The organism is Roseovarius tolerans, from assembly GCF_028885395.1.
GTDB lineage: Bacteria > Pseudomonadota > Alphaproteobacteria > Rhodobacterales > Rhodobacteraceae > Roseovarius > Roseovarius tolerans.
This window is the reverse complement of record NZ_CP118494.1, coordinates 554,825-576,537: the sequence shown is the minus strand read 5'-3', so window position 1 is coordinate 576,537 and position 21,713 is coordinate 554,825. Positions and strand designations below refer to the sequence as shown.

Sequence of the window (21,713 nt, the reverse complement as noted above, 5' to 3'; positions counted from 1 at the left end):
TCTTGCCGCCGGGACCATCCTGCACTGGAAACCAACAACTCTCTGCTAACCCGTCACGGGTTACATACCAAGCGACGCCGCAAAACCCGTTATGCCACCCATTCCGAGATCGGCCTTCATCGTGGCCGCACCCGTTTCAAGGTCGATTTCATAGAGTCCCGCCGATGCAGCGCCGTCCATTTGCAGGATCGCAAGCCCCATGTTCTCGCCTTCCTTGGCTGAGACGATGTCAAAGCCACCCATTGGTGCCAAATCAACAGGCGCGCCATCAACTGAGAACGGCGGTGCAAAACTCGGCCACGGTAGCGGCGGGATAGTCCTGCTGCGGGCGGTGTAAAAACCGGCCATTTTGCTCTTCTTGTGACGGCAAGAGGGGGCGTGGAGATGCATACCGTGGATTTGTATTTGAAGGTTCGCCTGGCGTGTGGCGAAGGCATGAGCCAGCGAGAAGCAGCGCGTCATTTCAATGTTTCGCGCGACAGCGTAGCCAAGATGCTGGCGTTTTCAGCGCCGCCCGGTTACCGGCGCCAGAAGCCGATCAAGCGCCCGAAGCTGGACGGGTTCACCGAGATTATCGACGCGTGGCTGGACGGGGATCGTGAGACCCACCGCAAGCAGCGCCATACCGCCAAGCGGGTATATGACCGGTTGCGCGAGGAGCACGGTTTCACCGGCGGCTACACGATCATCAAGGACTATATCCGGGACCGCGAGCGGCGTGGACGTGAGATGTTCGTGCCGCTCGCCCACCCGCCCGGGGATGCCCAGGCGGATTTCGGCGAAGCCATGGTGATCATCGATGGCGTCGAGCAGAAGGCCCATTTCTTCGTCTTGGATTTGCCGCACAGCGACGCCTGCTTTGTGCGGGCCTATCCCGCGGCGACGGCGGAGGCGTGGATGGATGGCCACGTCCACGCCTTTGCCTTCTTCAGCGGCGTCCCGCACTCCATCCTTTATGACAACGATCGTTGCCTGGTCTCGAAGATCCTGGCCGACGGGACGCGCCAGCGCGCCACGCTGTTCAGTGCCCTGCAGTCGCATTACCTGTTCCATGACCGCTACGGGCGGCCGGGCAAGGGAAACGACAAGGGTAAAGTCGAGGGCATCGTTGGTTACGCCCGCCGGAACTTCATGGTGCCGGTCCCGCGTTTTGCCAGCTGGGACGCGTTCAACGCGGATCTGGAGGCCCAGTGCCGCAATCGCCAGAACGAGATCCTGCGTGGCCATAAGGAAACGATTGGCGAACGGCTGCAGCGCGATCTGGCGGCGATGAAGCCACTGCCCGGGGCTCCATTCGAGGCTTGCGCGCAAGCCAGCGGCCAGGTCAGTTCGCAATCGCTCGTGCGCTACGAGACCAACGATTACTCGGTTCCCGTCGCCTATGGTCATCAGAATGTCTGGGTGCGCGGCTATGTCGATCAGGTCGTGATCGGCTGCCGTGGAGACGTGATCGCCCGGCATCCGCGGTGTTACGCGCGCGAGGATGTGGTCTTCGATCCGATTCATTATCTCCCGCTGATCGAACGCAAGATCAATGCCCTGGATCAGGCTGCGCCCTTGGCAGCGTGGGATCTGCCCGAAGAGTTCCAGACCCTGCGCCGCCTCATGGAGGCACACATGCTGAAGATGGGACGGCGTGAGTATGTGCAAGTCCTGAGACTGCTGGAGACATTCGGCCTCGACGACCTGCATGGCGCGGTCAAGGAGGCCCTGCGCCTGCGCGCGACGGGCTTCGATGCGGTCAAGCACATTCTGCTCTGTCGGATCGAGAAGCGCCCGCCCAAGCTTGACTTGGCCAGCTATCCCTACCTGCCGCGTGCCGATGTTGGGACGACCTCGGCTGCCAGCTACATGACCCTGATGACAGAGGCGACGGGATGACGGAGGCTCCGCAGATCCTGCTCAACCATCACCTGAAGACGCTGAAGCTGCCCACCTTCCTGCGCGAATACGAGAAGCAGGCACGTCAATGCGCCACTGAAGGGCTGGATCACGTCCAGTTCCTGGCGCGCCTCGTCGAAATGGAAATGATCGACCGCGAACGGCGGATGATCGAGCGTCGCATCAAGGCCGCGAAGTTCCCGGCCGCCAAGAGCCTGGACAGCTTCGACTTCAAGGCGATCCCGAAGCTCAACAAGATGCAGGTGTTGGAATTGGCCCGCTGCGGATGGATCGAGCGGCGCGAGAACACCATCGCCCTCGGGCCAAGCGGCACCGGCAAGACGCACATCGCCCTGGGCCTCGGGTTGGCGGCCTGCCAGAAGGGGTTGCCCGTCCGCTTCACCACCGCCGCAGCGCTGGTCAATGAATTGATGGAGGCCCGCGACGAGCGCCGTCTGCTGCGCCTGCAAAAGCAACTGGCCAGCGTCAAGCTGCTCATCATCGACGAGCTGGGCTTCGTGCCGCTCTCCAAGACCGGCGCCGAGCTGCTGTTCGAGCTGATCTCGCAGCGCTACGAGCGTGGTGCCACGCTGATCACCAGCAACCTGCCGTTCGACGAATGGACCGAAACCTTCGGCACCGAGCGCCTGACCGGCGCGCTCCTCGACAGGCTGACGCACCACGTCAACATTCTCGAGATGAACGGCGAGAGCTATCGTCTCGCTCAAAGCCGCGCGCGCAAGTCCAACAACAACGCCTGATCCAGCCTATCCAGATTTGGCCCTGACGGGCCAAAGCGGCCAGTCAACCGCCAGCTATTTGGGAAGCGCGGCTGACTGGCCGCCGCCTCGTGCCGCGCGTTACGCCCAAACCCAAAGTGGCCGGTTTTTGCGCCGCCCTGTGGCTGGATTTTACTCCGGCGTTGACAATCAACAGTGATTTTGCCGATGGTTTCCAGTGTCCCTGCATTGTTGGCCAGGCTGACCAGTGTGTCGGTTTCAGCATCCAGCGCGTATTGGAAAGTCGCGCTCGCGGTCCTGCCATTGATGGCGTTCGTGTAGGCATTGGCAAAGATCATCGGTGTCGTTCCCGCCATCGAATCGCCGTCGGCGTAAGCGAGGTCTGTGAACCGGCGCACGGAACCGGCGCGTTCATCATTGTCGCCGAAATCTTCGGGGAAATAGACGAGGTTATCGCCCGCCGAGGTCACAGCGCGGACAGCGTCGATCTTGTTGTTGAAGTCAAACGCGACCATCTTGCCGTCGCCGATCATTGCATCCTCCATGAACGAAGCGCCCAGATCGGTCATCTCGCCCGACATTGGGTCAATCGTTGCGATCATGCCATCGGAATAGCCGAGCAGTTCACCGGTCACTGGACGCCAGGCAATCGCTTTCAGCGGAGAGTCCAGGCTATAGGTCATCACGTCTGAGGGGGCGTTTACATTGCTCATAACGACCAGCGTTGCGCCGTCATCAGCAAGCACGTAGCCGGAGACCGCCGCGTGACTGTCAGCGAATGCGGGACTCGCAGTAAGGGCAATCAGAGATGTCACAAGAGCATGGGTTTTCATCGTTTTTCCTTTCAAGTTGGTCTCAGTGCGCTCCTACTTGGATACGCTCTAACCTCAGGAACGAAAGGCAGCGCTGGATAGTTTCAACGCAATCTATTTTTTCAGAATTACAACGAGATGATGCCCGACCCAAAAGCGCCGGCCGGGCCCAAATGGACCGTTTCTCGCACCGCCAATTCGTCGAAGCAGACCTCGGCGGAGCCGCAGCGAACGCGTGCTTTGTCCGCATAGCAGAAACTGTTGAAAAGAGCAGCGAGGGTCTCCTAACCACCCTTCTCGTTGCAGTTCCCTTTGGCGAAAAATCCGTTTCGATTGACTATGGTGACTGATGAGGTCGTATCACCGGTGGAGCGACAACACCGACAGGAAGCCAGTCAGACCATGTCATCGCGTTTTAAGGTGACACAAATAGTAACACACACGGACAAGGCACTTTTCAAGTGGCCAAAATCATTGCATAAAACGAGCCGCAATTGTTCCTAAAGTCCTGCCGGGGTCGCCAGATCACGTGACATGAGCGATATGAAAAGCCTCTGGAGTGTCAGCGGCAATCGGGCATTATGGGTCTCGCAGGGGAGGGACGGACGTTTTGCACAGGAAAGGCGGGAACGTGGACGCACCGTCAGAGCGGGGACCGGGAGTTCTGGTGCGGCTCTTCGGATCGGTCCGCATCCGTCTTCTGGTGATCGCACTCTTGCCGATGCTGGTGCTGCTGCCGCTCTTGCTCGGCGGGACCACGCTGCGCTGGACCGGCAGGATCGACGATCTGCTGATCACCAAGGTCAACGGTGATCTCACCATCGCCGACCAATACCTCAAACGGCTGCTGGAGAATTCAGGCGAGCGGCTGGATGCCATCGCCAACTCCGTGGCCCTGCGCGCGGCGATGGAGACACCGCAGGCACGGGCGGCACTTCTGGAGGCGGAGCGCGAGAAACTCGGGCTCGATTTTCTCTACCTGACCGATGGCACGGCCGCGCAGGACGGGTTCGGCCCGTCGGATTGGCCCGTGGTGCGCAGTGCCTTGCAGGGTCAGTGGCGCAGCGCGGTGGATATCCTGACCCCCGCTCAGATGGACGCGCTTGCGCCCGGCATGGCAGAGCAGGCGGCGATCCGGCTGGTCGAGACGCGCGCCGCCGTGCCCACCGACCGCGCGGTCGAGGATCGCGGCATGATCATCCATTCCGCCGCGCCGATCCCCCTGCCCGACGGGCGGCCCGGCGCGTTGGTGGGGGGCATGCTGCTCAACCGCAATCTCGATTTCATCGACACGATCAATGCGCTGGTCTACCGCGATCAGAGCCTGCCCGAGGGCAGCCAGGGCACCGCGACCCTCTTTCTGGAGGATGTGCGCGTCTCGACCAATGTGCGCCTCTTCGAGAACGTGCGCGCGCTCGGCACGCGGGTCTCGGCCGAGGTGCGGGCGCGGGTGCTGAGCGAGGGGCAGACCTGGCTCGACCGGGCCTTCGTGGTCAATGACTGGTACATCTCGGCCTATGAGCCCATCTTGGACAGCCGTGGCACGCGGGTCGGCATGCTCTATGTCGGCTTTCTCGAGACGCCCTTTCAGGCCGCCAAGACCAACACCATCGTCATCCTCGCCGCGCTGTTCGTGCTGATCGCGATTCTGTCGGTGCCGATCTTCCTGCGATGGGCCGGACATATCTTTGGCCCGCTGGAACGCATGACCCAGACCATCGCGCCAGTGGAGGCCGGTGACCTGAACGCGCGCAACCGCCCCACGGCGGACACCGGCGAAATTGCGCAGGTCGCGGCGCATCTCGACGATTTGCTGGACCAGATACAGGAACGCGACCGCCAGCTGCGAGAGTGGGGCGAGAGCCTGGAGCACAAGGTCGAGGCCCGCACCCGCGATCTGCGCGATGCCAATCGCAAACTGGAAAAGACCACTGAACGCCTGATCATGTCTGAAAAACTGGCGGCCGTGGGCGAGATTACCGCCAGCGTGGCGCATGAGATCAACAATCCCATCGCCGTCATTCAGGGCAATCTGGAGGTCGCCCGGGCGACGCTCAGGCACGAGGCCGATGCCGTGAAGACCGAGTTCGACCTGATCGACGATCAGGTCTACCGGATCAGCGCCATCGTCTCGAAACTGCTGCAATTCGCCAAGCCAGAGGAATATTCCGGTGCCAGCAGCACGATCCAGCCCGCCGAGGTGGCGCGCGATTGTCTCGTGCTGACGCGGCACCAGATCGAGGCGGCGGGTGTGACGGTCAAGCTGCATTTGAAGAGCACCCGCACGGTGCTGATGGCGCGCACCGAGTTGCAGCAGGTGATCGTCAACCTGATCCTCAACGCGGTGCATGCGATGGCCGGGGGCGGCACGCTGACGATCCGGGTGTTTGACGAGGGGGACGGCGTGGCGATCCATGTCGAGGATACCGGCCACGGCATCACGCCGGAGGTGCGCAAGCGTATTTTCGATCCATTCTACACCACCAAGCAGGCCGAGGGCACCGGCCTCGGCCTGTCGATCAGCCAGACCCTGATCACCCGCGCGGGCGGACAGTTGAGCGTCACCTCCACCCCCGACGAGGGCAGTTGCTTTCGCATCCACCTGCCCCGCACCGATCCGGTATGACGGCTGCGAAGTCGGCAGGCGGGTCGCAAACACACCAAGGCGCATCGACCAGTGCTTGCCTGTGAGCGCGGCAAGCAACGTTTCAAAAGCACCTCCCACAGTGTTGTTGCAACCCGAGGTTATGAATGGAACGGACGATCAGCACTCTGTGATCGAGTGGCTACCGCGCGGACAAAGTTGCTCTTGGTGAAAGTCGGGATCACGGTTGACCATTGGCCTTGAGCGGGCCTTTGCCTTCAATGAGATGAGCCGCGCGGGCGACCGTCCGCGGGTGGGCGCTTCAACCTCTGTGGAATGCACTTTATGGCAGCCAAATACTGCAACGATTGCGCGGAATTGTGACGTTGCAAAAGCGCCCGCCCTCGGGGGCGGTCGGGCGCTCGCGCGGCGGCGTGCAAGCACGCCTTGATTCCGCGCGGGGGCCAAAGTCTAACGGCAGCTAGAGGCCAAGCCAAGCCGAGGTTCGTTTCTAACACAATCGACGCTCTGGCCTCCCAGCCGTCGTCCGCCACAGTTCTCACCAACGAAAACGCGTGTGCCATGGGTGCCAGACGACATCGCCGTGCAGCATATGGTTTAGCCCGAAGCAGCCCCCCGGAACACCCCTGAGCACTCTGTCGCAGGGGGGCGAAATCATCGGTTTCAAATCTATGTTAAGATGTAACCCATACCGGAGGTCACGTCATGGACACGCTGCTGTTGTCGCGTATTCAATTCGGGGCGAATATCTCGTTCCATATCCTGTTTCCCACGATCACCATCGCGCTGGGCTGGATGCTGCTGGCGTTCAAGCTGGCGTGGCAGCGGACCGGCAATGAGAAGTGGATGGAGGCCTATCGCTTCTGGGTGAAGGTCTTTGCGCTCAGTTTCGGCATGGGCGTGGTGTCGGGCATCACCATGTCGTTTCAATTCGGCACCAACTGGCCCGGGTTCATGGAAGCCGTGGGCAATATCGCGGGGCCACTTCTGGCCTATGAGGTTCTGACGGCGTTCTTTCTGGAGGCCGTTTTCCTCGGGATCATGCTCTTTGGGGCGTCGCGCGTGCCGGTGTGGATGCACACGCTGGCGACGTTCCTCGTGGCCTTCGGCACCACGATGTCGGCCTTCTGGATTCTCGTGCTCAACAGCTGGATGCACACGCCCGTGGGCTTTGAGATGCGCGACGGCGTGGCACATGCAACCGACTGGATGGCGATCATCTTCAACCCCTCGATGCCCTACCGGCTGACCCATATGCTGTTGGCGAGCGGGCTGACCGTGGCCTTCCTGATCGCGGGTGTCTCGGCGCTGCGCTGGCTCTGGGGGGATCGCTCTGACGCGGTACGCGCGACGCTGCGCACCGGTGTTTTCGTTGGTGCGGCGCTTATCCCGCTACAAATCCTCGCGGGCGATTTTCACGGGCTCAACACGCTGGAGCATCAACCCGCCAAGGTGGCCGCGATGGAAGGCAACTGGGAAACGCGGGGCAACGTGCCGCTGCTGCTTTTCGCCGTGCCGGACGAGGACGCGCGCGAGAACCGGTTCGAGGTGGGCATTCCGAACGGCGCGTCGCTGATCCTCAAGCATCACGCGGCGGGCGTTGTGCCCGGGCTCAACGATTTCGTCGGTGAGGATGGCAACGTCATGCATCCGCCTGTCGCGCCGGTCTTTTACAGCTTCCGGGTGATGGTCGGCACCGGCTTTGCGATGCTGTTCCTAAGCTGGGGGGCGGCGATCCTGATGACGCGCCGCCGCGCCGGGGTCGAGGGGCTGCCGCGCCCGGTCCTCTGGGCGATGGTGCCGATGGCGCTGTCGGGCTGGGTCGCCACGCTGGCGGGCTGGTACACCACCGAAATCGGGCGTCAGCCCTGGCTTGTGACCGGCGTGCTGAACACCGAACAGGCGGTGGCTGCCGTGCCCGCGCCGATGGTTGCCACCACGCTCATCGCCTATCTCACGGTCTATGCGGCGCTGCTGATCGCCTATATCGGCGCGATCCTCTACCTCGCGCGCAAGGCGGCGCACGGGGACAGGCCCGAAACCACCACTCCGCGCGGACAGCCGATGGCCGCGCATGTTCCCGGAGAATGACATGACCTATTTCGGAGACCCCGCAACCTGGCTGCCGCTCACCTTTGCCGCACTCATGGGCCTGTCGATCCTGATCTACGTGGTGCTCGACGGGTTTGACCTTGGCGTCGGCGTGCTGTTCCCGTTCGCGGAGCCAGCGGAAAAGGACCGCATGGTTGCCTCTATCGGGCCGTTCTGGGACGCCAACGAGACATGGCTGGTGCTTGCCATCGGCATCCTGCTGGTGGCCTTTCCGGCGGCGCATGGCGCGATCCTGACGGCGCTTTACCTGCCGGTGGCGATCATGCTGATCGGCCTCATCCTGCGCGGTGTGGCGTTCGAGTTCCGGGCCAAGGCCCCACCCGCGCGCAAGGGTCTTTGGAACCTGTCGTTCTACGCGGGCAGCATGATGACGGCACTGTCACAAGGCTACATGCTGGGCATGTATATCATGGGCCTGGAACAACGCCCCGCGACATGGGCCTTTGCCGCGCTGACGGCGGTGTTTCTGACGGTGGGCTACAGCTTCATCGGGGCGGCGTGGCTGATCCTCAAGACCGAAGGCGCGTTGCAGCGCAAGGCGGTCGGCTGGGCCAAGGGCGGTATCTGGGGGCTGATCCTCGGCCTTGGCGCGGTGTCGCTCGCCTCGCCCCTCGTCAGCCCGCGCATCTTTGACAAATGGTTCGCGATGCCCGAGGCGCTGTTTCTGGCACCGCTGCCGATTATCTCGGCGGCGCTGGTGGCCCTTTTGTGGATCGCGTTGCGGCGGCTGCCCACACGGGACGACAGTTTCGCGTGGTTTCCGTTCGCTGTCAGCATCGCGCTATTCGCGCTGGCGTTCTGCGGCATGGCCTACAGCTTTTACCCTTATGTGGTGCCCGAGAAACTGACCATCTACGAGGCGGCGAGCGCGCCCGAGAGCCTGTTCATCATCCTCATCGGCACGCTCTTCGTGCTGCCGATGATCCTGGGGTACACCGCGCTCTCGTACCGGGTGTTCCGGGGCAAGGCGACGGCGCTCAGCTACGAGTGATCAGAGCACCCGGATCACGTCCTTGTCGATGGCAAGCATGTAACCGCGCCGCGCGATATTCTTGACCAGCAATTCGCTCACCAGCTGATTGCCGAGGGTGTCGCGCAGGCGCTTGATCCGGGTGGCGCCTGCCGCCTCCTCGCAATCCTCGGTCTTGCGGCCCGAGATAACCGCCTCGATCTCCGCACCGGTCAGCACATCGTCATCGAGCCGCGCCTCGGCGAGAACGCTGAGCGTCTCCATCGCGGCATCGGTCAGCTTGAACCCCATGTTGTTGAGATAGACGGTCTTCTCATCACGGCTGATCAAGAGGGAACTGACCTGAATGCCCGACCGCTCGATCTGTGCCATCCGGCGATTGAGGGTGATCAGCATCACCAGAAAGACCAATGCGGCCACAAGCAGGGCGGTGGCAAAGACCAGCAGGACGAAGATGACCATCCGGTAACTGACAAGTGTTTCCGAGAACGCCGTGCCCGAGAGCGCGAGGATTTCCAGCAGCTTGATCTCGCCCTCGCCGGTCAGCGCATCGTTCTCGACGAAGATCCGCTCGACCCGCGCATTGAAGGCATTGGCGTCGGGCAGGCTGAGAAACAGGAAGATGGCCGCGACCGTCAGGATCGCCACGATCGCGACCACGCCGATGATCACCACCCGGTTGCCCGCGCGGCGCGCATCCGCCGCCGTGGCCTCTATTCCGCGCATCGGCGTGTCCTCGCGTCACTGACCATCACTTTTCCTTCTTCGACAACACCTTGAGCAGGGTCAGCCCGCGCGCAGACAGCTGCGAGCGCAGCGCGGCCTCGGCCTGTGAGCACGGCGCATTGACCGTGGTCACATCATAGTAAAGCTCAAGCGGCTTGTCGCGCTTGGCCTTGTATTCCACCTGACAGGCGGCATGCGCGGCCCCGGCCAAAAGAGACAGGCCAAGGGCGGCAATGGTGAGGCGTGTGATCTGTGTCATGTCGGCAAGATGCGCCGAACCCCGCGGCTATTCAATATCCCGTGACCCGAAATGACCCGGAAAGAGCCTGATATCTGATATCATGGGGCCGATATTGCGTGTCTTGGCAGGCTTGGCCCACCTTCAGTGCATCGCGGACGGTCGTGCAGGCCGCACGCCAGGGACACACCGTCCACCCATCTGAAAGGAAAGATCATGCACCGCAAGTTTATCGCCTTCATCATCGGCTCGGCCATGACCGTCACCAGCCTTGCCGCCTCGCCCGTCGAAGCCCGCGACCGGGGCGAAGCCGCCGCCATCATCGCAGGGGTCGCCGCCCTTGCCATCGTGGGGGCGGCCATCGCCGACAACAAGCGCAACGACCGGCGCGATCACGTCTCGCGCGGGTATGGTCACAAGAGCCATGGCTATGCCCCGCGCCGCCATAACGGGTATCGCGCGGCACCACGTTACCGCGTGCAGCGCGGTCATCCCAACGCCTTTCGTCGTGGCCATTACGGGACCCGCCATTACACGGGGCAACGGAACCGTCAGTACGGCTCCGACTTTCGCCGCGATCGCTACGGTAAATAAGGCAAGCTGAAAGGAGAGTATGATGTTCACCGGGATCACGACCATCCTGACCGCCGCCACGCTGAGCCTCGGCACGGGGTTTGCCGACCCCGCGCTCGCCCGGGACCGCAGCGACAATGCCAACCTTCTCGGCGGGCTGATCGTGGGCGGGCTGATCGGCGCGGCCATTGCGAATGACAACAATGACAATGATCGGCACGGGCGCGGCCATGTCTCTCGCGGGCACAATGACGGTCACCATGCGGGGCGCGGTCACAGGCGCGGCCATGACAAGGGCTATGGTCATGCCAAACGGGTCAACCTGCCCGGTAAATGCCGGGTCTATAACGGCCATCGCTCGGGCTATTCCGGGCGGTGCCTGCGCGGCTACAATTATGGCCATGCCGCACTGCCGTCGGCCTGCGCCGTGCGGGTGGGCGGGCATCACCGCACCATCTACCGTGACCGCTGTCTGAACCAATACGGCTATTACTGAACCATCGAGCAGGCCGGTAAAGGGAAGGGGCGCGCCTCTTCCCTTTGCTTTTTAACTCTTTGCATTCATGGGCCGACATGCGATCTCACCTGACCATGACCGGCCCCGATCTCTTTCATGAAACCGAGGCCCGCGCGGCGGGTTTCTCTCGCATTGCCGGGGTGGACGAGGTTGGGCGCGGCCCGATTGCCGGGCCAGTGACCGCCGCCGCCGTGATCCTCGACCCCGCGCGCATTCCCGAGGGTCTGAACGATTCCAAGGTGCTGAGCGCAAAACGCCGCGAGGCGCTCTGTGCCGCGCTGATGGATTGCGCACAGGTCTCGGTTGCGCATGCGACGGTCGCGGAAATCGACGAGATCAACGTCCTGCGCGCATCCCATCTGGCGATGGAGCGGGCGATTGCAGGGCTCGATGTCGCCCCTGACATGGCGCTCATCGACGGCAATCTGATCCCGCGCGGCCTGACCCTTCCGGCGCGTGCGATCATCAAGGGGGATGCCGCGTCATTGTCGATTGCGGCGGCCTCGATTGTGGCGAAAACAAGGCGCGATCAGCTGATGCGGGATTTGGCGCAACAGTTCCCCGGCTACGGCTGGGAGCGTAACGCGGGCTACCCGTCCAAAAGCCACAAGGACGCACTTCTAAATCTCGGTGTGACCCCACACCATAGACGTTCCTTCAAACCGGTCCACAATATCTTGTATCAAGATAAATAACTAACCCACTGATTCAAAAAAGAAATTGACGGCGAATCGGGTTTGACTCATCTTTGACCTCAATAACACCAGAGCGCATCAGCGCCGGCACAGAGGCAGAAGATGAAAACGATGACCAAGAAAAAGAGCGCGCCTGCGCTCCCTCTCAACACGATTCTGGACGGTGATTGCATCGAGGTGATGAATGGCCTGCCCGAGGCCAGCGTCGACCTGATCTTCGCCGACCCGCCCTATAATCTGCAACTGCGCGGCGATCTGCACCGGCCCGACAACAGCCAGGTCGATGCCGTCGATGACGCCTGGGACCAGTTCGCCAGCTTTGCCGCCTATGACCGGTTCACGCATGACTGGCTGGCGGCGGCGCGGCGTATCCTGAAACCCAATGGGGCGATCTGGGTCATCGGCTCGTATCACAACATCTTTCGCGTGGGCGCCGCGTTGCAGGATGCGGGGTTCTGGGTGCTCAACGATGTGGTCTGGCGCAAATCCAACCCAATGCCGAATTTTCGCGGCAAGCGCCTGACCAATGCGCATGAGACGATGATCTGGGCCAGCAAGGAAGAAGGCGCGAAATACACCTTCAACTACGAAGCCCTGAAATCGCTCAATGACGGCATCCAGATGCGGTCCGACTGGGTGCTGCCCATATGCACCGGGCATGAACGCCTGAAGGATGACAACGGCGACAAGGCGCACCCGACGCAAAAACCCGAGAGCCTGCTGCACCGGGTCTTGGTGGGATCGACCAATCCCGGCGACGTGGTGCTTGACCCGTTCTTCGGCACCGGCACGACCGGGGCCGTGGCCAAGATGCTGGGCCGCGATTACATCGGGATCGAGCGCGAAGCCGCCTATCGCAAGGTGGCTGAAAAGCGGCTCGCCAATATCCGCAAATACGACCGCGACGCGCTTCAGGTCTCGACCTCCAAACGCGCCGAGCCGCGTGTGCCTTTCGGCACGCTCATCGAGCGGGGCATGCTGCGCCCGGGCGAGGAACTCTATTCCATGAACAAGCGCCACAAGGCCAAGGTGCGCGCCGATGGCACGCTCATCGGCGGCGATGTCAAGGGCTCGATCCATCAGGTCGGCGCGCATCTCGAAGGCGCACCCTCCTGCAATGGCTGGACCTATTGGTGCTTTCGCCGCGAGGGCAAGACCGTGCCCATCGACGTGCTGCGCCAGCAGATCCGCTCGGAGATGGAAGAACGGCCCAACTGATCACACGGTCACCGCCGGTGCCCGAGGCCTGACTTGATCGGGCACCACTGACCTGCCCCGCCCTCATGGCGGGGCCTTTTTCGTGTCAGTACCCGCGATCCGGATCAACGATATTGAACAGGGCTTCGCCTTTGCGCCAACGCTCGAGGTTATCGAGGAAAAGCGCAAAGGACTGCATCGCCCAACCGTCGTAGACCGCCGAGCAATGCGGCGACAGGATCACCCGGTCGAGGCCCCAGAGCGGATGATCGCCGGGCAGCGGCTCGGTCTCGAACACGTCGAGCGCGGCGCCCCTCAGGTGCCCCATGCGCATCGCATTGACCAGCGCCGCGCCATCCAGCACCCCGCCGCGCGAAACATCGACAAGGATCGCGTCCCGCTTCATCGCCATCAGGGCGCGAGAGTTCACAAGGCCCCGCGTTCCGGGCAAGAGCGGCACAGACAGCACAACGATATCCGCCTTGCCCCAAAGCCCCGGCAGCGCATCGGGGCTGTGCACCGCGTCCACGTTCTCCATCGCCTGTGGTCGGGCACGGGTGCCGATCACCCGCAGGCCAAACGCCTTGGCCCGTTCTGCGACCGCCTGACCGGTATGGCCCAGCCCGACGATCAGAATGGTCTTGCCCTTGAGCGGCGTCATCAGCCTAGAGCGTTCCCAGTGCCGTTCCGCGCGGTCGGCGGCCATCCCTTCAATATCGAGCGTGAAATGCAGCACCGCGCCAAAGACATATTCGGCAATCATCGCGGCCGCGACCCCGGCGGCGTTGCTGACCGTCACCGCCCCGGCATCCCACGGCGTCAGATGATCCACCCCGGCCCCGCCCACCGCGATCCATTGCGGCCCGTGCGCGCCAAGCAGCGCCGCGCGCGGATAGCCCACGCGCCCCTGGAAGGCGACGGAATAGGCGACATCGGGCCGAAACTCCGCCAGCACCGGATCAAGACCGTCATAGCTGTCATGCCCGCGCGCCTCGATCTCCGGCGCGACCTCGGCCAGCCGCGCCAGCATCGGCGCGGGGTCGCTGGTATGGATGAGGATGCGCGGGGCGTCAGTCATGGTCGGTCCGGTTCGGGGGTGACGAGGCTCGCAAGCTGCGAGAATTCGGTGCCTTGGTCAAGCAATCGGCGGCGCATGCTCCAAAGCGCGTCGATCCGCGCCTCTGTCAGCGCGCCCCCGGCCATCACCGACAGCTTGGCGCGAATATCGGCCTCGGGCATCGGCGCCTCGGGTCCGCCGCGCGCGTTGCGATCGCCCGAGTGGACTTCGCGCCCATCCTTAAGTCGGACCGTCACATCAGACCACCGCCCCTCGGGGAACCGCACGGAATGGCGCGGCTCCTCGCGCACGGTGATGCGCGCGTGCATCGCCGCCACGCGCGGGTCGTGCAGCGCGTCGCCAGTAATCTCCGCCGGTCCGAGGCGGCCATGCACAAGATACGCCGCCAACGCGAAACCGAGCGAATACTGCGCCTCGCTCGTCGTCTCGGGCATCCCCGGGAAAAGCGCGGCGGATTGCGCGAAGGTCGCGACCTCCAGCGCGTCGATCTGATCCGGTTTTACGCCCTCCTCCGCGACCAGCACCCGCAGGCATTCGAGCGCCCCATGCGCCCAGCGGCAGATCGGATAAGGTTTGATATAATTGCGCATCACCGTCCAGTCGCAGCCCAAATCGGCCCAGACATGCGCCACCTCCGACCCCTCGACGGTGATCGCAGGCGCGCCGGTGAACCCGCGTTCAGCCTGTAACAGAGACGAAATCCCGACCAACGCCCCCATGCCAGAGCCGTCATGCAGCATCGTGGGGCTGGCGATCTCGCGCATCATCTGGCTGCGCGGCCCATGATATTCGGCGATGCCCAGCGCGTGGCGCAGCACCTCTGCCGTATCCCCTCGCAAATGCGCCCCCAGCGCCGCCACGCCCAGCGCGTTCCACGCGCCAGAGGTGTGGTAATCGCAGGCCGTGGCATGCAGCGCGACAGCGGCGCGCGCTGCCACCTCGTAGCCCATGGTCAGTGCGGTGAGCGCCTGCCGCCCGGTCAGATTGGGACGATGCTCGGCAAAGGCGAAAAGCGCAGGCACCAACGCGCAGCCGATATGCCCCTTGGTGGCATTCAGCCCGTCATGCGCGTCGAGATTGTCGATCTGCGTCGCCAGCGCCCAGGCCGCCCCCGGCATCGCACAGCGCCGCCCGTCAAAGAGCAGGGTCGCACGGTGCTCCTCGCGCGCCGCGCCATGAAAATCGCAGGCGAACTCGCGCGCGATCCGCCCCACATCGAGCGCCGCCGCCCCTGCCGCAACCCCCAGCGTGTCAATCAGCAGGGCCGCTGTCTGAAACAGCACCACCTCGGGCACGGCCAAGCCGGGATCGAGCGCGAACCGCGCGATCGGGTCGAACTGTCGGGGATTGGCGGCATAGAACATGATCGCGCCTTTCAGGATCTGGCCATGATCCATCGTGACGCAGGACGGTGGTGCCTTGCAGACGGTTTGCGACATATCCTGTCCCGCTTTCACCCCTTGCGAGGGCCCAACGTGACTGTTACGTCTATGGCAACTCCGTTGGGGTGCCCGGAATGCACGGGCTGAGAGGCGATGCGCCAACCCATCGAACCTGATCCGGCTAACACCGGCGTAGGGAACGGACTGACGCACGCCTCGCGCGCCCCCCGTCCGTTCCCCGCAAGACTGAGAGGAACGGCAGATGATTGCCACAGCTTTGACAATCGCAGGCTCCGACAGCGGCGGCGGTGCTGGTATTCAGGCCGATCTCAAGACCTTTTCGGCATTGGGCGTCTATGGCACCAGCGTGATCACCGCCGTGACAGCGCAAAACACCCGCGCCGTGACCGATGTGCACCCGATCCCCAATGCCACCGTCGCGGCGCAGATTGCGGCGGTGTTGGGCGATATCAGGGTCGATGCGATCAAGATCGGCATGCTGGGTGATGCCGCGCTGATCGAGACGGTGGCGCAGGCGCTGGAAGGGTATCACGGGCCCGTGGTGCTAGACCCCGTAATGGTGGCGAAATCCGGTGCCCGGCTGTTGCCCGATGCGGCGCGCGCGGCGCTGATCGCGCAGCTTCTGCCGCGTGCCGATCTTCTGACACCGAACCTGCCCGAGGCGGCGGCGCTTCTGGGCTGTTCTGAGGCCATGAATGATGCCGAAATGCAAGACCAGGGCGCGCGGCTGCGCGAGATGGGGACACGGGCCGTTCTGATGAAGGGCGGCCACGGGCAAGGCGAGACCTGCACCGACTGGCTTATCTCCGATAAGGTGATGCGCCTCGACGCGCCGCGCATCGCAACCCGCAATACCCACGGCACCGGCTGCACCCTGTCCTCGGCCATCGCGGCGGGACTGTCAAAGGGACTGAGCTTGCCGAATGCCGTCGAGACCGCCCATGACTGGCTGCACCGCGCGATCCTGGCCGCAGACGGGCTCCAGATCGGGCAGGGGCACGGGCCTGTGCATCATTTTCACGAGGCCTGGACATGACCGAAGCTGTGACAATCCGCGGCGCGGGCATCGTGGGGCTGTGCGTCGCCACCGAACTCATCAATCGTGGCGTCGCCGTCACCCTGCGCGACCCCGCGCCATCGCCCGGCGCGCATGGCTGTTCGTGGTGGGCGGGCGGCATGCTCGCGCCCTTCTGCGAGGGGTTCACCGCCGAGGAACCGGTGGTGCGGTTAGGGCAACAGGCCGCCGATTGGTGGCAGGCGCAGGGCGTCGAGGTGATCCGTCGCGGCTCGCTCGTGGTGACCTTGCAGCGCGACCGTCGCGAACTCGATCAATTCGCGCGGCGCACCACCGGGCACCGGCTGGTCACCGGCGAGGATTGGGCTGCGTTAGAGCCGCATCTGGCCGACCGCCACGACCGCGCGCTCTACTTCACAGACGAAGCGCATATCGACCCGCGCGCGGCGCTCTTGCATCTGCGCAAGCGGTTGGAGGACAAAGGCGCGCGGTTCGAGCAAAGCGACGCCGCCCCCACGGGCCCGGTGATCGACTGTCGCGGGCTTGCGGCACAGGACACCCTGCCCGACCTGCGCGGCGTCAAGGGTGAGATGGTGATATTGCGCAGCCGTGATGTGACCCTGACCCGTCCCGTTCGCCTGCTGCACCCGCGTTTTCCGCTTTATATCGTGCCGCGCGGCGACGGCGTGTTCATGCTGGGCGCGACACAGATCGAGAGCGAGGAGAAGGGGCGCGCCTCGGCCCGTTCGGTGATGGAACTGCTCTCTGCCGCCTACGCGCTCCACCCCGCCTTTGGCGAGGCCGAAGTTATGGAAATCGGGGCCGACGCGCGTCCGGCCTTCCCCGACAACCTGCCGCGCATCACCCGCAAGGACGAGACGATCCACGTCAACGGCCTCTTTCGCCATGGATTTCTATTGTCGCCTGCCGTCGCACGCATGACCGCCGGGCTGGTTACGCGCGAGAACGAAACATCGGAGTTTGTCCATGAAGATCACGGTTAACGGAACCGCACAGGAGACCGCCGCCACGACACTCGACACGCTGCTGATCGAGCTGGGCTACGGCGAGGCCAAGGTCGCGACGGCGGTGAACGAAGGCTTCGTTCCCGCCACTTTGAGGCCGGAACAGAGACTGAATGAGGGAGATCGCGTGGAGATCGTGGCCCCTCGGCAAGGGGGCTGACATGCCAACGTATTACGACACCGAAATCAAATCGCGCCTTATGCTGGGCACCGCGCAATACCCCTCGCCTGCGATCCTGGCACAGGCGTTCGAACGCTCCGGAGCGGGCATTGCCACCGTTTCTGTCCGCCGCGAGGCCGGGGGCGAGCGCGCGGGGCAAGCCTTCTGGGACATGATCGGTGATCTGGGCGTGCACGTCCTGCCCAACACCGCCGGCTGCCATTCGGTGCGCGAGGCGGTGACCACGGCGCAGATGGCGCGGGAACTCTTTGACACCAACTGGATCAAGCTCGAGGTGATCGGCCATGCCGACACTTTGCAGCCCGACCCCTTTGGCCTTGTCGAAGCGGCGCGCATCCTGACCGATGACGGCTTTCAGGTCTTTCCCTATTGCACAGAGGATCTCGTGCTCTGCGAACGGCTGGTCGAGGCCGGGTGCCGGGTGCTGATGCCCTGGGGTGCGCCCATCGGCACCGGGCTGGGGCTCAACAATATCTACGGATTGCGCAGTTTGCGCGCGCATTTCCCCGACCTGCCGCTGGTGATTGACGCAGGTCTCGGCCTGCCGTCACAGGCGGCGCACGCAATGGAATTGGGTTATGACGCGGTGCTGCTCAACACTGCAGTGTCCAAGGCAGGTGACCCGGCCGCCATGGCCCAAGGGTTCGCGCGCGCTTTAGAGGCGGGGAGGCTGGGCTATGAGGCCGACCCGATGGAGCCGCGCGACATGGCCGCCCCGTCGACGCCTGTTCTTGGGAGGGCGTTTACCTGATGACCTTGCCGCGTTTCTACCCGATATTCGATGACGTCGCATGGCTCCGGCGTCTGCTGCCGTTTGGCGTGGGGCTGGTGCAATTGCGGGTCAAGGATATGACCGGCGAAGCACTGAAACAGCAAATTACGCAGGCACAGAGCCTGTGCCGGGAGGCTGGCGCGATCCTTGTGGTTAACGATCACTGGCAGATCGCGATCGACCTTGGCTGCGATTGGGTGCATCTGGGGCAAGAGGATCTCGATACCGCCGACATTCCCGCCATTCGCCGCGCCGGAATCAAGCTGGGCCTCAGCACCCATGACCATACTGAGCTGGACCGCGCCCTGTCGCATGACCCCGATTATGTGGCACTTGGTCCCGTATATCCGACCATTCTCAAGAAAATGAAGTGGCACGAACAGGGGCTGGAGAAGGTAACCGAGTGGAAGCGGTTGATCGGCGACATCCCCCTCGTCGCCATCGGCGGCATGTCGGTAGAGCGTGCGCAGGGCGCGTTCGAGGCGGGGGCCGATGTGGTCTCTGCCGTGACGGATATCACGCTCAATGACGATCCCGAGGCGCGGGTGCGGCAATGGCTCGAGGCGACGAAATGACCCGCTACGCCCGCCAGATCGCCCTGCCCGAATTCGGGGCAGAGGGGCAGGCGCGGCTCGGTGCGGCGCATGTTCTGGTGGTGGGCGCAGGCGGGCTTGCCGCGCCGGTGCTGCAATACCTTGTGGGCGCAGGTGTAGGGCGGATCACGCTGATGGATGGCGACCGGGTTTCCCTGAGCAACCTGCACCGTCAAACGCTGTTTCGCATGGAGGATGTCGGCCTGCCCAAGGCACAGATTGCCGCCGTGCATATGGGCGCACTCAATCCGGACTGCGCAATTTCCGCCGTGTCAGAGCCGCTTGACCCAAAGAATGCATCGGATCACGTGGCCGCTGCTGATCTGGTTCTGGACTGTGCCGACAGTTTCGCCGCGAGCTATGTGCTCTCCGACACCTGCCTTGAACAGGGTAAGCCGTTCATCAGCGCGTCGGTTGTGGGCACGTCCGGATATTGCGGCGGGTTCTGTGGCGGCGCGCCGTCTTTGCGGGCGGTGTTCCCTGACCTGCCGGACAGGTTGGGCAGTTGCGATACAGATGGCGTGCTGGGGCCTTGCGTGGGCGTGGTGGGTAGCCTTCAGGCGCAGATGGCAATGGCCGTTCTGGCCGGAATAGAGCCTGCACCCCTTGGCCAACTCATCACATTCGAGGCCATTGGCCACCGCTTTGGCGGCTTCCGTTTCGATGGCGCGCCCGAGCCGGAAAGCGGCTTTGGCTTCATCGCGCCTGCGCAGATCACGCCGGGCGACTGGCTGGTGGACCTGCGCGCCGAGGACGAATCCGGCCCCGCCCTATTAGACGCCAAGCGCCACAGCGTGCCCGATTTCGACACCCTGCACCCCCAAGGCGCACGCGCCGTGCTCGCCTGCCGCTCTGGCCTGCGCTCGTGGCAAGCCGCGACGCGGTTGCGCGGCCATTGGGACGGAGAGATTGCATTGATCGCCCTCGGCGATACCCAAGAGGAGACAACCCCATGAAATACCTGACCCTGATCTTCGCCTTTTTGGCCGCCCCGGCCATGGCACAGGACAAGATGACGCTGATCCTCGACTGGTTCGTGAATCCCGATCACGGACCGATCATCCTCGCCGAGGAACTGGGATATTTCGAAGAGGCCGGTCTGGAGGTCGAGGTGATCGCCCCCGCAGATCCCTCCGACCCGCCCAAGATGGTCGCCGCCGGTCAGGCGGATCTGGCGATTTCCTATCAGCCGCAGTTGCATATGCAGATCGAGAACGGGCTGCCGCTGCGCCGGGTCGGCACGCTGGTCGCCACACCGCTTAACTGCCTGCTGGTGCTGAAGGATGGTCCGGTGAAATCCACCGCTGACCTCAAGGGTCGCAAGGTCGGCTTTTCCGTAGCGGGGGTCGAGGAGGTTCTTCTCTCGACCATTCTCGCGCAGCACGGGCATAACCTCGATGATATCGAACTGGTCAGCGTGAACTGGTCGCTCTCGCCCTCGCTGATGTCTGGGCAAGTGGATGCGGTGATCGGCGCCTATCGCAATTTCGAGCTCAACCAGATGGAGATCGAGGGCGTGCCGGGCCACTGTTTCTATATCGAGGAAGAGGGCGTGCCCGCCTATGACGAGCTGATCTACGTGGCCAATCCCGACCGGATGGATGCCGACATGATCCGCCGTTTCCTGCATGCGACCGAGCGCGCGACGCAATACATCATGAACCATCCGCAGGAAAGCTGGGAGATATTCGCCGGCACCTCGCGCGAGTTGCAGGACGAGCTGAACGAGAAAGCCTGGGTGGACACCTTCCCGCGCTTTGCCACCCGTCCCGCCGCCCTCGATCACGCGCGCTACAAGCGGTTCGAGCAGTTCCTGCTGGAGGCGGGGATGATCGAGACTGACACGCCGGTTTCGGGCCTTGCCATGGACCTGAACGCAGAATGACCCATGATTACGGAGCGACCTTCCCCCGCCTGCGCGATGCGACGGGGACGGTCTGGACGGACTACACCCATCACGCCTTTGTCGAGGGGCTGCGCGAGGGCACTCTGCCGCGCAAGGCGTTTCTCGGCTATCTGGTGCAGGATTACGTGTTCCTCATCCATTTCGCCCGCGCCTGGGCACTCGCCGTGACCAAGGCGGATGCGCTCGAAGAGATGCGCGCCTGTGCGGCCACGGTGGACGCACTCGTCAATCACGAACTCAGCCTGCACGTAAAAACCTGCGCCGAGGCGGGGCTGAGCGAGGCCGACCTCTATAGCGCCGAAGAACACCCCGCCAACCTCGCCTATACCCGCTACGTGCTTGATGCCGGGCATTCGGGGAATTTCCTCGACCTGCTGGCGGCACTTGCGCCCTGCGTGATGGGCTATGGCGAGATCGGCGCGCGGCTGGGGCCGGTGCCCGACGATCACCCCTATGCCGATTGGATCGGCACCTATGCGGGCGACGACTATCAGCAGGTCTGCCGCGATGCAGGCACACTCTTTGACGGGGCGGTCGAGCGCCGTCTGGGCGATGATCCGACAACGACGCCCGGATGGGAGCGTCTCTGCCACCGCTTCACCACCGCCACGCGGCTCGAGGTGGCGTTCTGGGATATGGGGCTCAGCTTCGGACGCTAGCCCCTTGCCCCCTTG

The 21,713-nt window shown here is 63.6% G+C and carries 24 protein-coding genes and 1 riboswitch; of the genes, 18 read left to right on the top strand and 6 right to left on the bottom strand.

All coding sequences use genetic code 11. From position 1 onward, the window contains the following. Positions 1 to 60: 60 nt before the first annotated feature. Entirely contained in the window at positions 61 to 348 is a 288-nt protein-coding gene (locus PVU19_RS02740; RefSeq protein WP_274789879.1) for a DUF4394 domain-containing protein, read from the bottom strand. A 36-nt stretch (positions 349 to 384) separates the two neighbouring features. Between PVU19_RS02740 and istA the strand changes: the two genes are divergently transcribed. Further along, positions 385 to 1,881 (top strand): IS21 family transposase, encoded by a 1,497-nt coding sequence (gene istA / locus PVU19_RS02735; RefSeq protein ID WP_420833234.1) that lies wholly within the window; start codon positions 385 to 387, stop codon positions 1,879 to 1,881. Continuing rightward, positions 1,878 to 2,642, top strand: a complete 765-nt coding sequence (gene istB, locus PVU19_RS02730; protein ID WP_274789796.1) for an IS21-like element helper ATPase IstB — start codon at positions 1,878 to 1,880, stop codon at positions 2,640 to 2,642. The genes istA and istB overlap by 4 nt, the downstream gene beginning before the upstream one ends. Here istB and PVU19_RS02725 read toward each other — a convergent pair. Continuing rightward, positions 2,606 to 3,454 (bottom strand): DUF4394 domain-containing protein, encoded by an 849-nt coding sequence (locus PVU19_RS02725; protein WP_082237661.1) that lies wholly within the window; start codon positions 3,452 to 3,454, stop codon positions 2,606 to 2,608. The two genes, istB and PVU19_RS02725, sit on opposite strands and share 37 nt — an antisense overlap. A 152-nt stretch (positions 3,455 to 3,606) precedes the next feature. Between PVU19_RS02725 and PVU19_RS02720 the strand changes: the two genes are divergently transcribed. From PVU19_RS02720 to PVU19_RS02705, 4 genes are all read left to right on the top strand, one after another. Then, the gene (locus PVU19_RS02720) at positions 3,607 to 3,783 is read left to right on the top strand and encodes a hypothetical protein (protein ID WP_235575837.1); all 177 of its coding nucleotides are present in this window, start codon (positions 3,607 to 3,609) and stop codon (positions 3,781 to 3,783) included. A gap of 371 nt (positions 3,784 to 4,154) precedes the next feature. Continuing rightward, positions 4,155 to 6,059, top strand: coding sequence for a sensor histidine kinase (locus tag PVU19_RS02715; protein WP_082237665.1), 1,905 nt, complete (start codon positions 4,155 to 4,157; stop codon positions 6,057 to 6,059). A gap of 684 nt (positions 6,060 to 6,743) precedes the next feature. Then, a complete protein-coding gene (locus PVU19_RS02710) occupies positions 6,744 to 8,129 on the top strand; it encodes a cytochrome ubiquinol oxidase subunit I (protein WP_050663063.1) in 1,386 nt (461 codons plus the stop codon). A 1-nt stretch (position 8,130) separates the two neighbouring features. Beyond that, complete coding sequence (locus PVU19_RS02705) at positions 8,131 to 9,141, top strand: cytochrome d ubiquinol oxidase subunit II (protein ID WP_050663064.1); 1,011 nt, start codon at positions 8,131 to 8,133, stop codon at positions 9,139 to 9,141. Here PVU19_RS02705 and PVU19_RS02700 read toward each other — a convergent pair whose 3' ends face one another. Both PVU19_RS02700 and PVU19_RS02695 read right to left on the bottom strand, forming a co-directional pair. Next, complete coding sequence (locus tag PVU19_RS02700; protein ID WP_050663065.1) at positions 9,142 to 9,846, bottom strand: winged helix-turn-helix domain-containing protein; 705 nt, start codon at positions 9,844 to 9,846, stop codon at positions 9,142 to 9,144. A 25-nt stretch (positions 9,847 to 9,871) separates the two neighbouring features. Then, positions 9,872 to 10,105: a hypothetical protein gene (locus PVU19_RS02695; protein ID WP_050663066.1), complete on the bottom strand. Its 234-nt coding sequence runs from the start codon at positions 10,103 to 10,105 to the stop codon at positions 9,872 to 9,874. 195 nt (positions 10,106 to 10,300) lie between these two features. Here PVU19_RS02695 and PVU19_RS02690 point away from each other — a divergent pair, with 195 nt between their 5' ends. From PVU19_RS02690 to PVU19_RS02675, 4 genes are all read left to right on the top strand, one after another. Next, positions 10,301 to 10,678 (top strand): hypothetical protein, encoded by a 378-nt coding sequence (locus PVU19_RS02690; RefSeq protein WP_050663067.1) that lies wholly within the window; start codon positions 10,301 to 10,303, stop codon positions 10,676 to 10,678. Between the two features lie 22 nt (positions 10,679 to 10,700). Next, entirely contained in the window at positions 10,701 to 11,153 is a 453-nt protein-coding gene (locus tag PVU19_RS02685) for a hypothetical protein (protein WP_050663098.1), read from the top strand. 95 nt (positions 11,154 to 11,248) lie between these two features. Next, positions 11,249 to 11,869, top strand: a complete 621-nt coding sequence (locus tag PVU19_RS02680) for a ribonuclease HII (RefSeq protein ID WP_050663068.1) — start codon at positions 11,249 to 11,251, stop codon at positions 11,867 to 11,869. Between the two features lie 102 nt (positions 11,870 to 11,971). After that, positions 11,972 to 13,087, top strand: a complete 1,116-nt coding sequence (locus PVU19_RS02675; protein WP_050663069.1) for a site-specific DNA-methyltransferase — start codon at positions 11,972 to 11,974, stop codon at positions 13,085 to 13,087. Positions 13,088 to 13,172: 85 nt separating this feature from the next. On the opposite strand, the gene PVU19_RS02670 is transcribed toward PVU19_RS02675, so the two are convergent. Both PVU19_RS02670 and PVU19_RS02665 read right to left on the bottom strand, forming a co-directional pair. Beyond that, positions 13,173 to 14,144, bottom strand: coding sequence for a D-2-hydroxyacid dehydrogenase (locus tag PVU19_RS02670; protein ID WP_050663070.1), 972 nt, complete (start codon positions 14,142 to 14,144; stop codon positions 13,173 to 13,175). Beyond that, positions 14,141 to 15,583, bottom strand: a complete 1,443-nt coding sequence (locus PVU19_RS02665; RefSeq protein WP_235575839.1) for an MmgE/PrpD family protein — start codon at positions 15,581 to 15,583, stop codon at positions 14,141 to 14,143. Before PVU19_RS02665 ends, PVU19_RS02670 begins: the two co-directional genes overlap by 4 nt. A 54-nt stretch (positions 15,584 to 15,637) precedes the next feature. Beyond that, positions 15,638 to 15,742, top strand: a riboswitch (TPP riboswitch). 46 nt (positions 15,743 to 15,788) lie between these two features. On the opposite strand from PVU19_RS02665, the gene thiD reads away from it, so the two are divergent. Genes thiD through tenA form a run of 8 tightly spaced genes read left to right on the top strand, consistent with a single transcriptional unit; the run spans position 15,789 to position 21,698 of the window. Continuing rightward, complete coding sequence (gene thiD / locus PVU19_RS02660) at positions 15,789 to 16,583, top strand: bifunctional hydroxymethylpyrimidine kinase/phosphomethylpyrimidine kinase (RefSeq protein ID WP_050663071.1); 795 nt, start codon at positions 15,789 to 15,791, stop codon at positions 16,581 to 16,583. Continuing rightward, on the top strand, positions 16,580 to 17,566 hold the full coding sequence (locus tag PVU19_RS02655; RefSeq protein ID WP_050663072.1) for an FAD-dependent oxidoreductase: 987 nt from the start codon (positions 16,580 to 16,582) through the stop codon (positions 17,564 to 17,566). The genes thiD and PVU19_RS02655 overlap by 4 nt, the downstream gene beginning before the upstream one ends. Further along, the gene (thiS, locus tag PVU19_RS02650; RefSeq protein WP_050663073.1) at positions 17,550 to 17,747 is read left to right on the top strand and encodes a sulfur carrier protein ThiS; all 198 of its coding nucleotides are present in this window, start codon (positions 17,550 to 17,552) and stop codon (positions 17,745 to 17,747) included. Before PVU19_RS02655 ends, thiS begins: the two co-directional genes overlap by 17 nt. A gap of 1 nt (position 17,748) precedes the next feature. After that, positions 17,749 to 18,519: a thiazole synthase gene (locus PVU19_RS02645; protein ID WP_050663074.1), complete on the top strand. Its 771-nt coding sequence runs from the start codon at positions 17,749 to 17,751 to the stop codon at positions 18,517 to 18,519. Continuing rightward, on the top strand, positions 18,519 to 19,115 hold the full coding sequence (locus tag PVU19_RS02640; RefSeq protein ID WP_050663075.1) for a thiamine phosphate synthase: 597 nt from the start codon (positions 18,519 to 18,521) through the stop codon (positions 19,113 to 19,115). Before PVU19_RS02645 ends, PVU19_RS02640 begins: the two co-directional genes overlap by 1 nt. Beyond that, positions 19,112 to 20,089 (top strand): HesA/MoeB/ThiF family protein, encoded by a 978-nt coding sequence (locus tag PVU19_RS02635; protein ID WP_050663076.1) that lies wholly within the window; start codon positions 19,112 to 19,114, stop codon positions 20,087 to 20,089. Before PVU19_RS02640 ends, PVU19_RS02635 begins: the two co-directional genes overlap by 4 nt. After that, positions 20,086 to 21,018 (top strand): ABC transporter substrate-binding protein, encoded by a 933-nt coding sequence (locus tag PVU19_RS02630; RefSeq protein ID WP_050663077.1) that lies wholly within the window; start codon positions 20,086 to 20,088, stop codon positions 21,016 to 21,018. Before PVU19_RS02635 ends, PVU19_RS02630 begins: the two co-directional genes overlap by 4 nt. Further along, on the top strand, positions 21,015 to 21,698 hold the full coding sequence (tenA, locus tag PVU19_RS02625; protein ID WP_050663078.1) for a thiaminase II: 684 nt from the start codon (positions 21,015 to 21,017) through the stop codon (positions 21,696 to 21,698). The genes PVU19_RS02630 and tenA overlap by 4 nt, the downstream gene beginning before the upstream one ends. Positions 21,699 to 21,713: the final 15 nt, after the last annotated feature.

Coding starts and splice junctions, on each gene's coding strand:
- PVU19_RS02690 (WP_050663067.1), top strand. CDS start 10,301: ATGCACCGCAAGTTTATCGCCTTCATCATCGGCTCGGCCATGACCGTC.
- thiD (WP_050663071.1), top strand. CDS start 15,789: ATGATTGCCACAGCTTTGACAATCGCAGGCTCCGACAGCGGCGGCGGT.
- istB (WP_274789796.1), top strand. CDS start 1,878: ATGACGGAGGCTCCGCAGATCCTGCTCAACCATCACCTGAAGACGCTG.
- PVU19_RS02685 (WP_050663098.1), top strand. CDS start 10,701: ATGTTCACCGGGATCACGACCATCCTGACCGCCGCCACGCTGAGCCTC.
- PVU19_RS02740 (WP_274789879.1), bottom strand. CDS start 348: ATGGCCGGTTTTTACACCGCCCGCAGCAGGACTATCCCGCCGCTACCG.
- PVU19_RS02695 (WP_050663066.1), bottom strand. CDS start 10,105: ATGACACAGATCACACGCCTCACCATTGCCGCCCTTGGCCTGTCTCTT.
- PVU19_RS02710 (WP_050663063.1), top strand. CDS start 6,744: ATGGACACGCTGCTGTTGTCGCGTATTCAATTCGGGGCGAATATCTCG.
- PVU19_RS02715 (WP_082237665.1), top strand. CDS start 4,155: ATGCTGGTGCTGCTGCCGCTCTTGCTCGGCGGGACCACGCTGCGCTGG.
- PVU19_RS02725 (WP_082237661.1), bottom strand. CDS start 3,454: ATGAAAACCCATGCTCTTGTGACATCTCTGATTGCCCTTACTGCGAGT.
- PVU19_RS02670 (WP_050663070.1), bottom strand. CDS start 14,144: ATGACTGACGCCCCGCGCATCCTCATCCATACCAGCGACCCCGCGCCG.
- PVU19_RS02630 (WP_050663077.1), top strand. CDS start 20,086: ATGAAATACCTGACCCTGATCTTCGCCTTTTTGGCCGCCCCGGCCATG.
- PVU19_RS02645 (WP_050663074.1), top strand. CDS start 17,749: ATGCCAACGTATTACGACACCGAAATCAAATCGCGCCTTATGCTGGGC.
- PVU19_RS02655 (WP_050663072.1), top strand. CDS start 16,580: ATGACCGAAGCTGTGACAATCCGCGGCGCGGGCATCGTGGGGCTGTGC.
- PVU19_RS02675 (WP_050663069.1), top strand. CDS start 11,972: ATGAAAACGATGACCAAGAAAAAGAGCGCGCCTGCGCTCCCTCTCAAC.
- thiS (WP_050663073.1), top strand. CDS start 17,550: ATGAAGATCACGGTTAACGGAACCGCACAGGAGACCGCCGCCACGACA.
- istA (WP_420833234.1), top strand. CDS start 385: ATGCATACCGTGGATTTGTATTTGAAGGTTCGCCTGGCGTGTGGCGAA.
- PVU19_RS02700 (WP_050663065.1), bottom strand. CDS start 9,846: ATGCGCGGAATAGAGGCCACGGCGGCGGATGCGCGCCGCGCGGGCAAC.
- PVU19_RS02705 (WP_050663064.1), top strand. CDS start 8,131: ATGACCTATTTCGGAGACCCCGCAACCTGGCTGCCGCTCACCTTTGCC.
- PVU19_RS02680 (WP_050663068.1), top strand. CDS start 11,249: ATGACCGGCCCCGATCTCTTTCATGAAACCGAGGCCCGCGCGGCGGGT.
- tenA (WP_050663078.1), top strand. CDS start 21,015: ATGACCCATGATTACGGAGCGACCTTCCCCCGCCTGCGCGATGCGACG.
- PVU19_RS02640 (WP_050663075.1), top strand. CDS start 18,519: ATGACCTTGCCGCGTTTCTACCCGATATTCGATGACGTCGCATGGCTC.
- PVU19_RS02720 (WP_235575837.1), top strand. CDS start 3,607: ATGGACCGTTTCTCGCACCGCCAATTCGTCGAAGCAGACCTCGGCGGA.
- PVU19_RS02665 (WP_235575839.1), bottom strand. CDS start 15,583: ATGTCGCAAACCGTCTGCAAGGCACCACCGTCCTGCGTCACGATGGAT.
- PVU19_RS02635 (WP_050663076.1), top strand. CDS start 19,112: ATGACCCGCTACGCCCGCCAGATCGCCCTGCCCGAATTCGGGGCAGAG.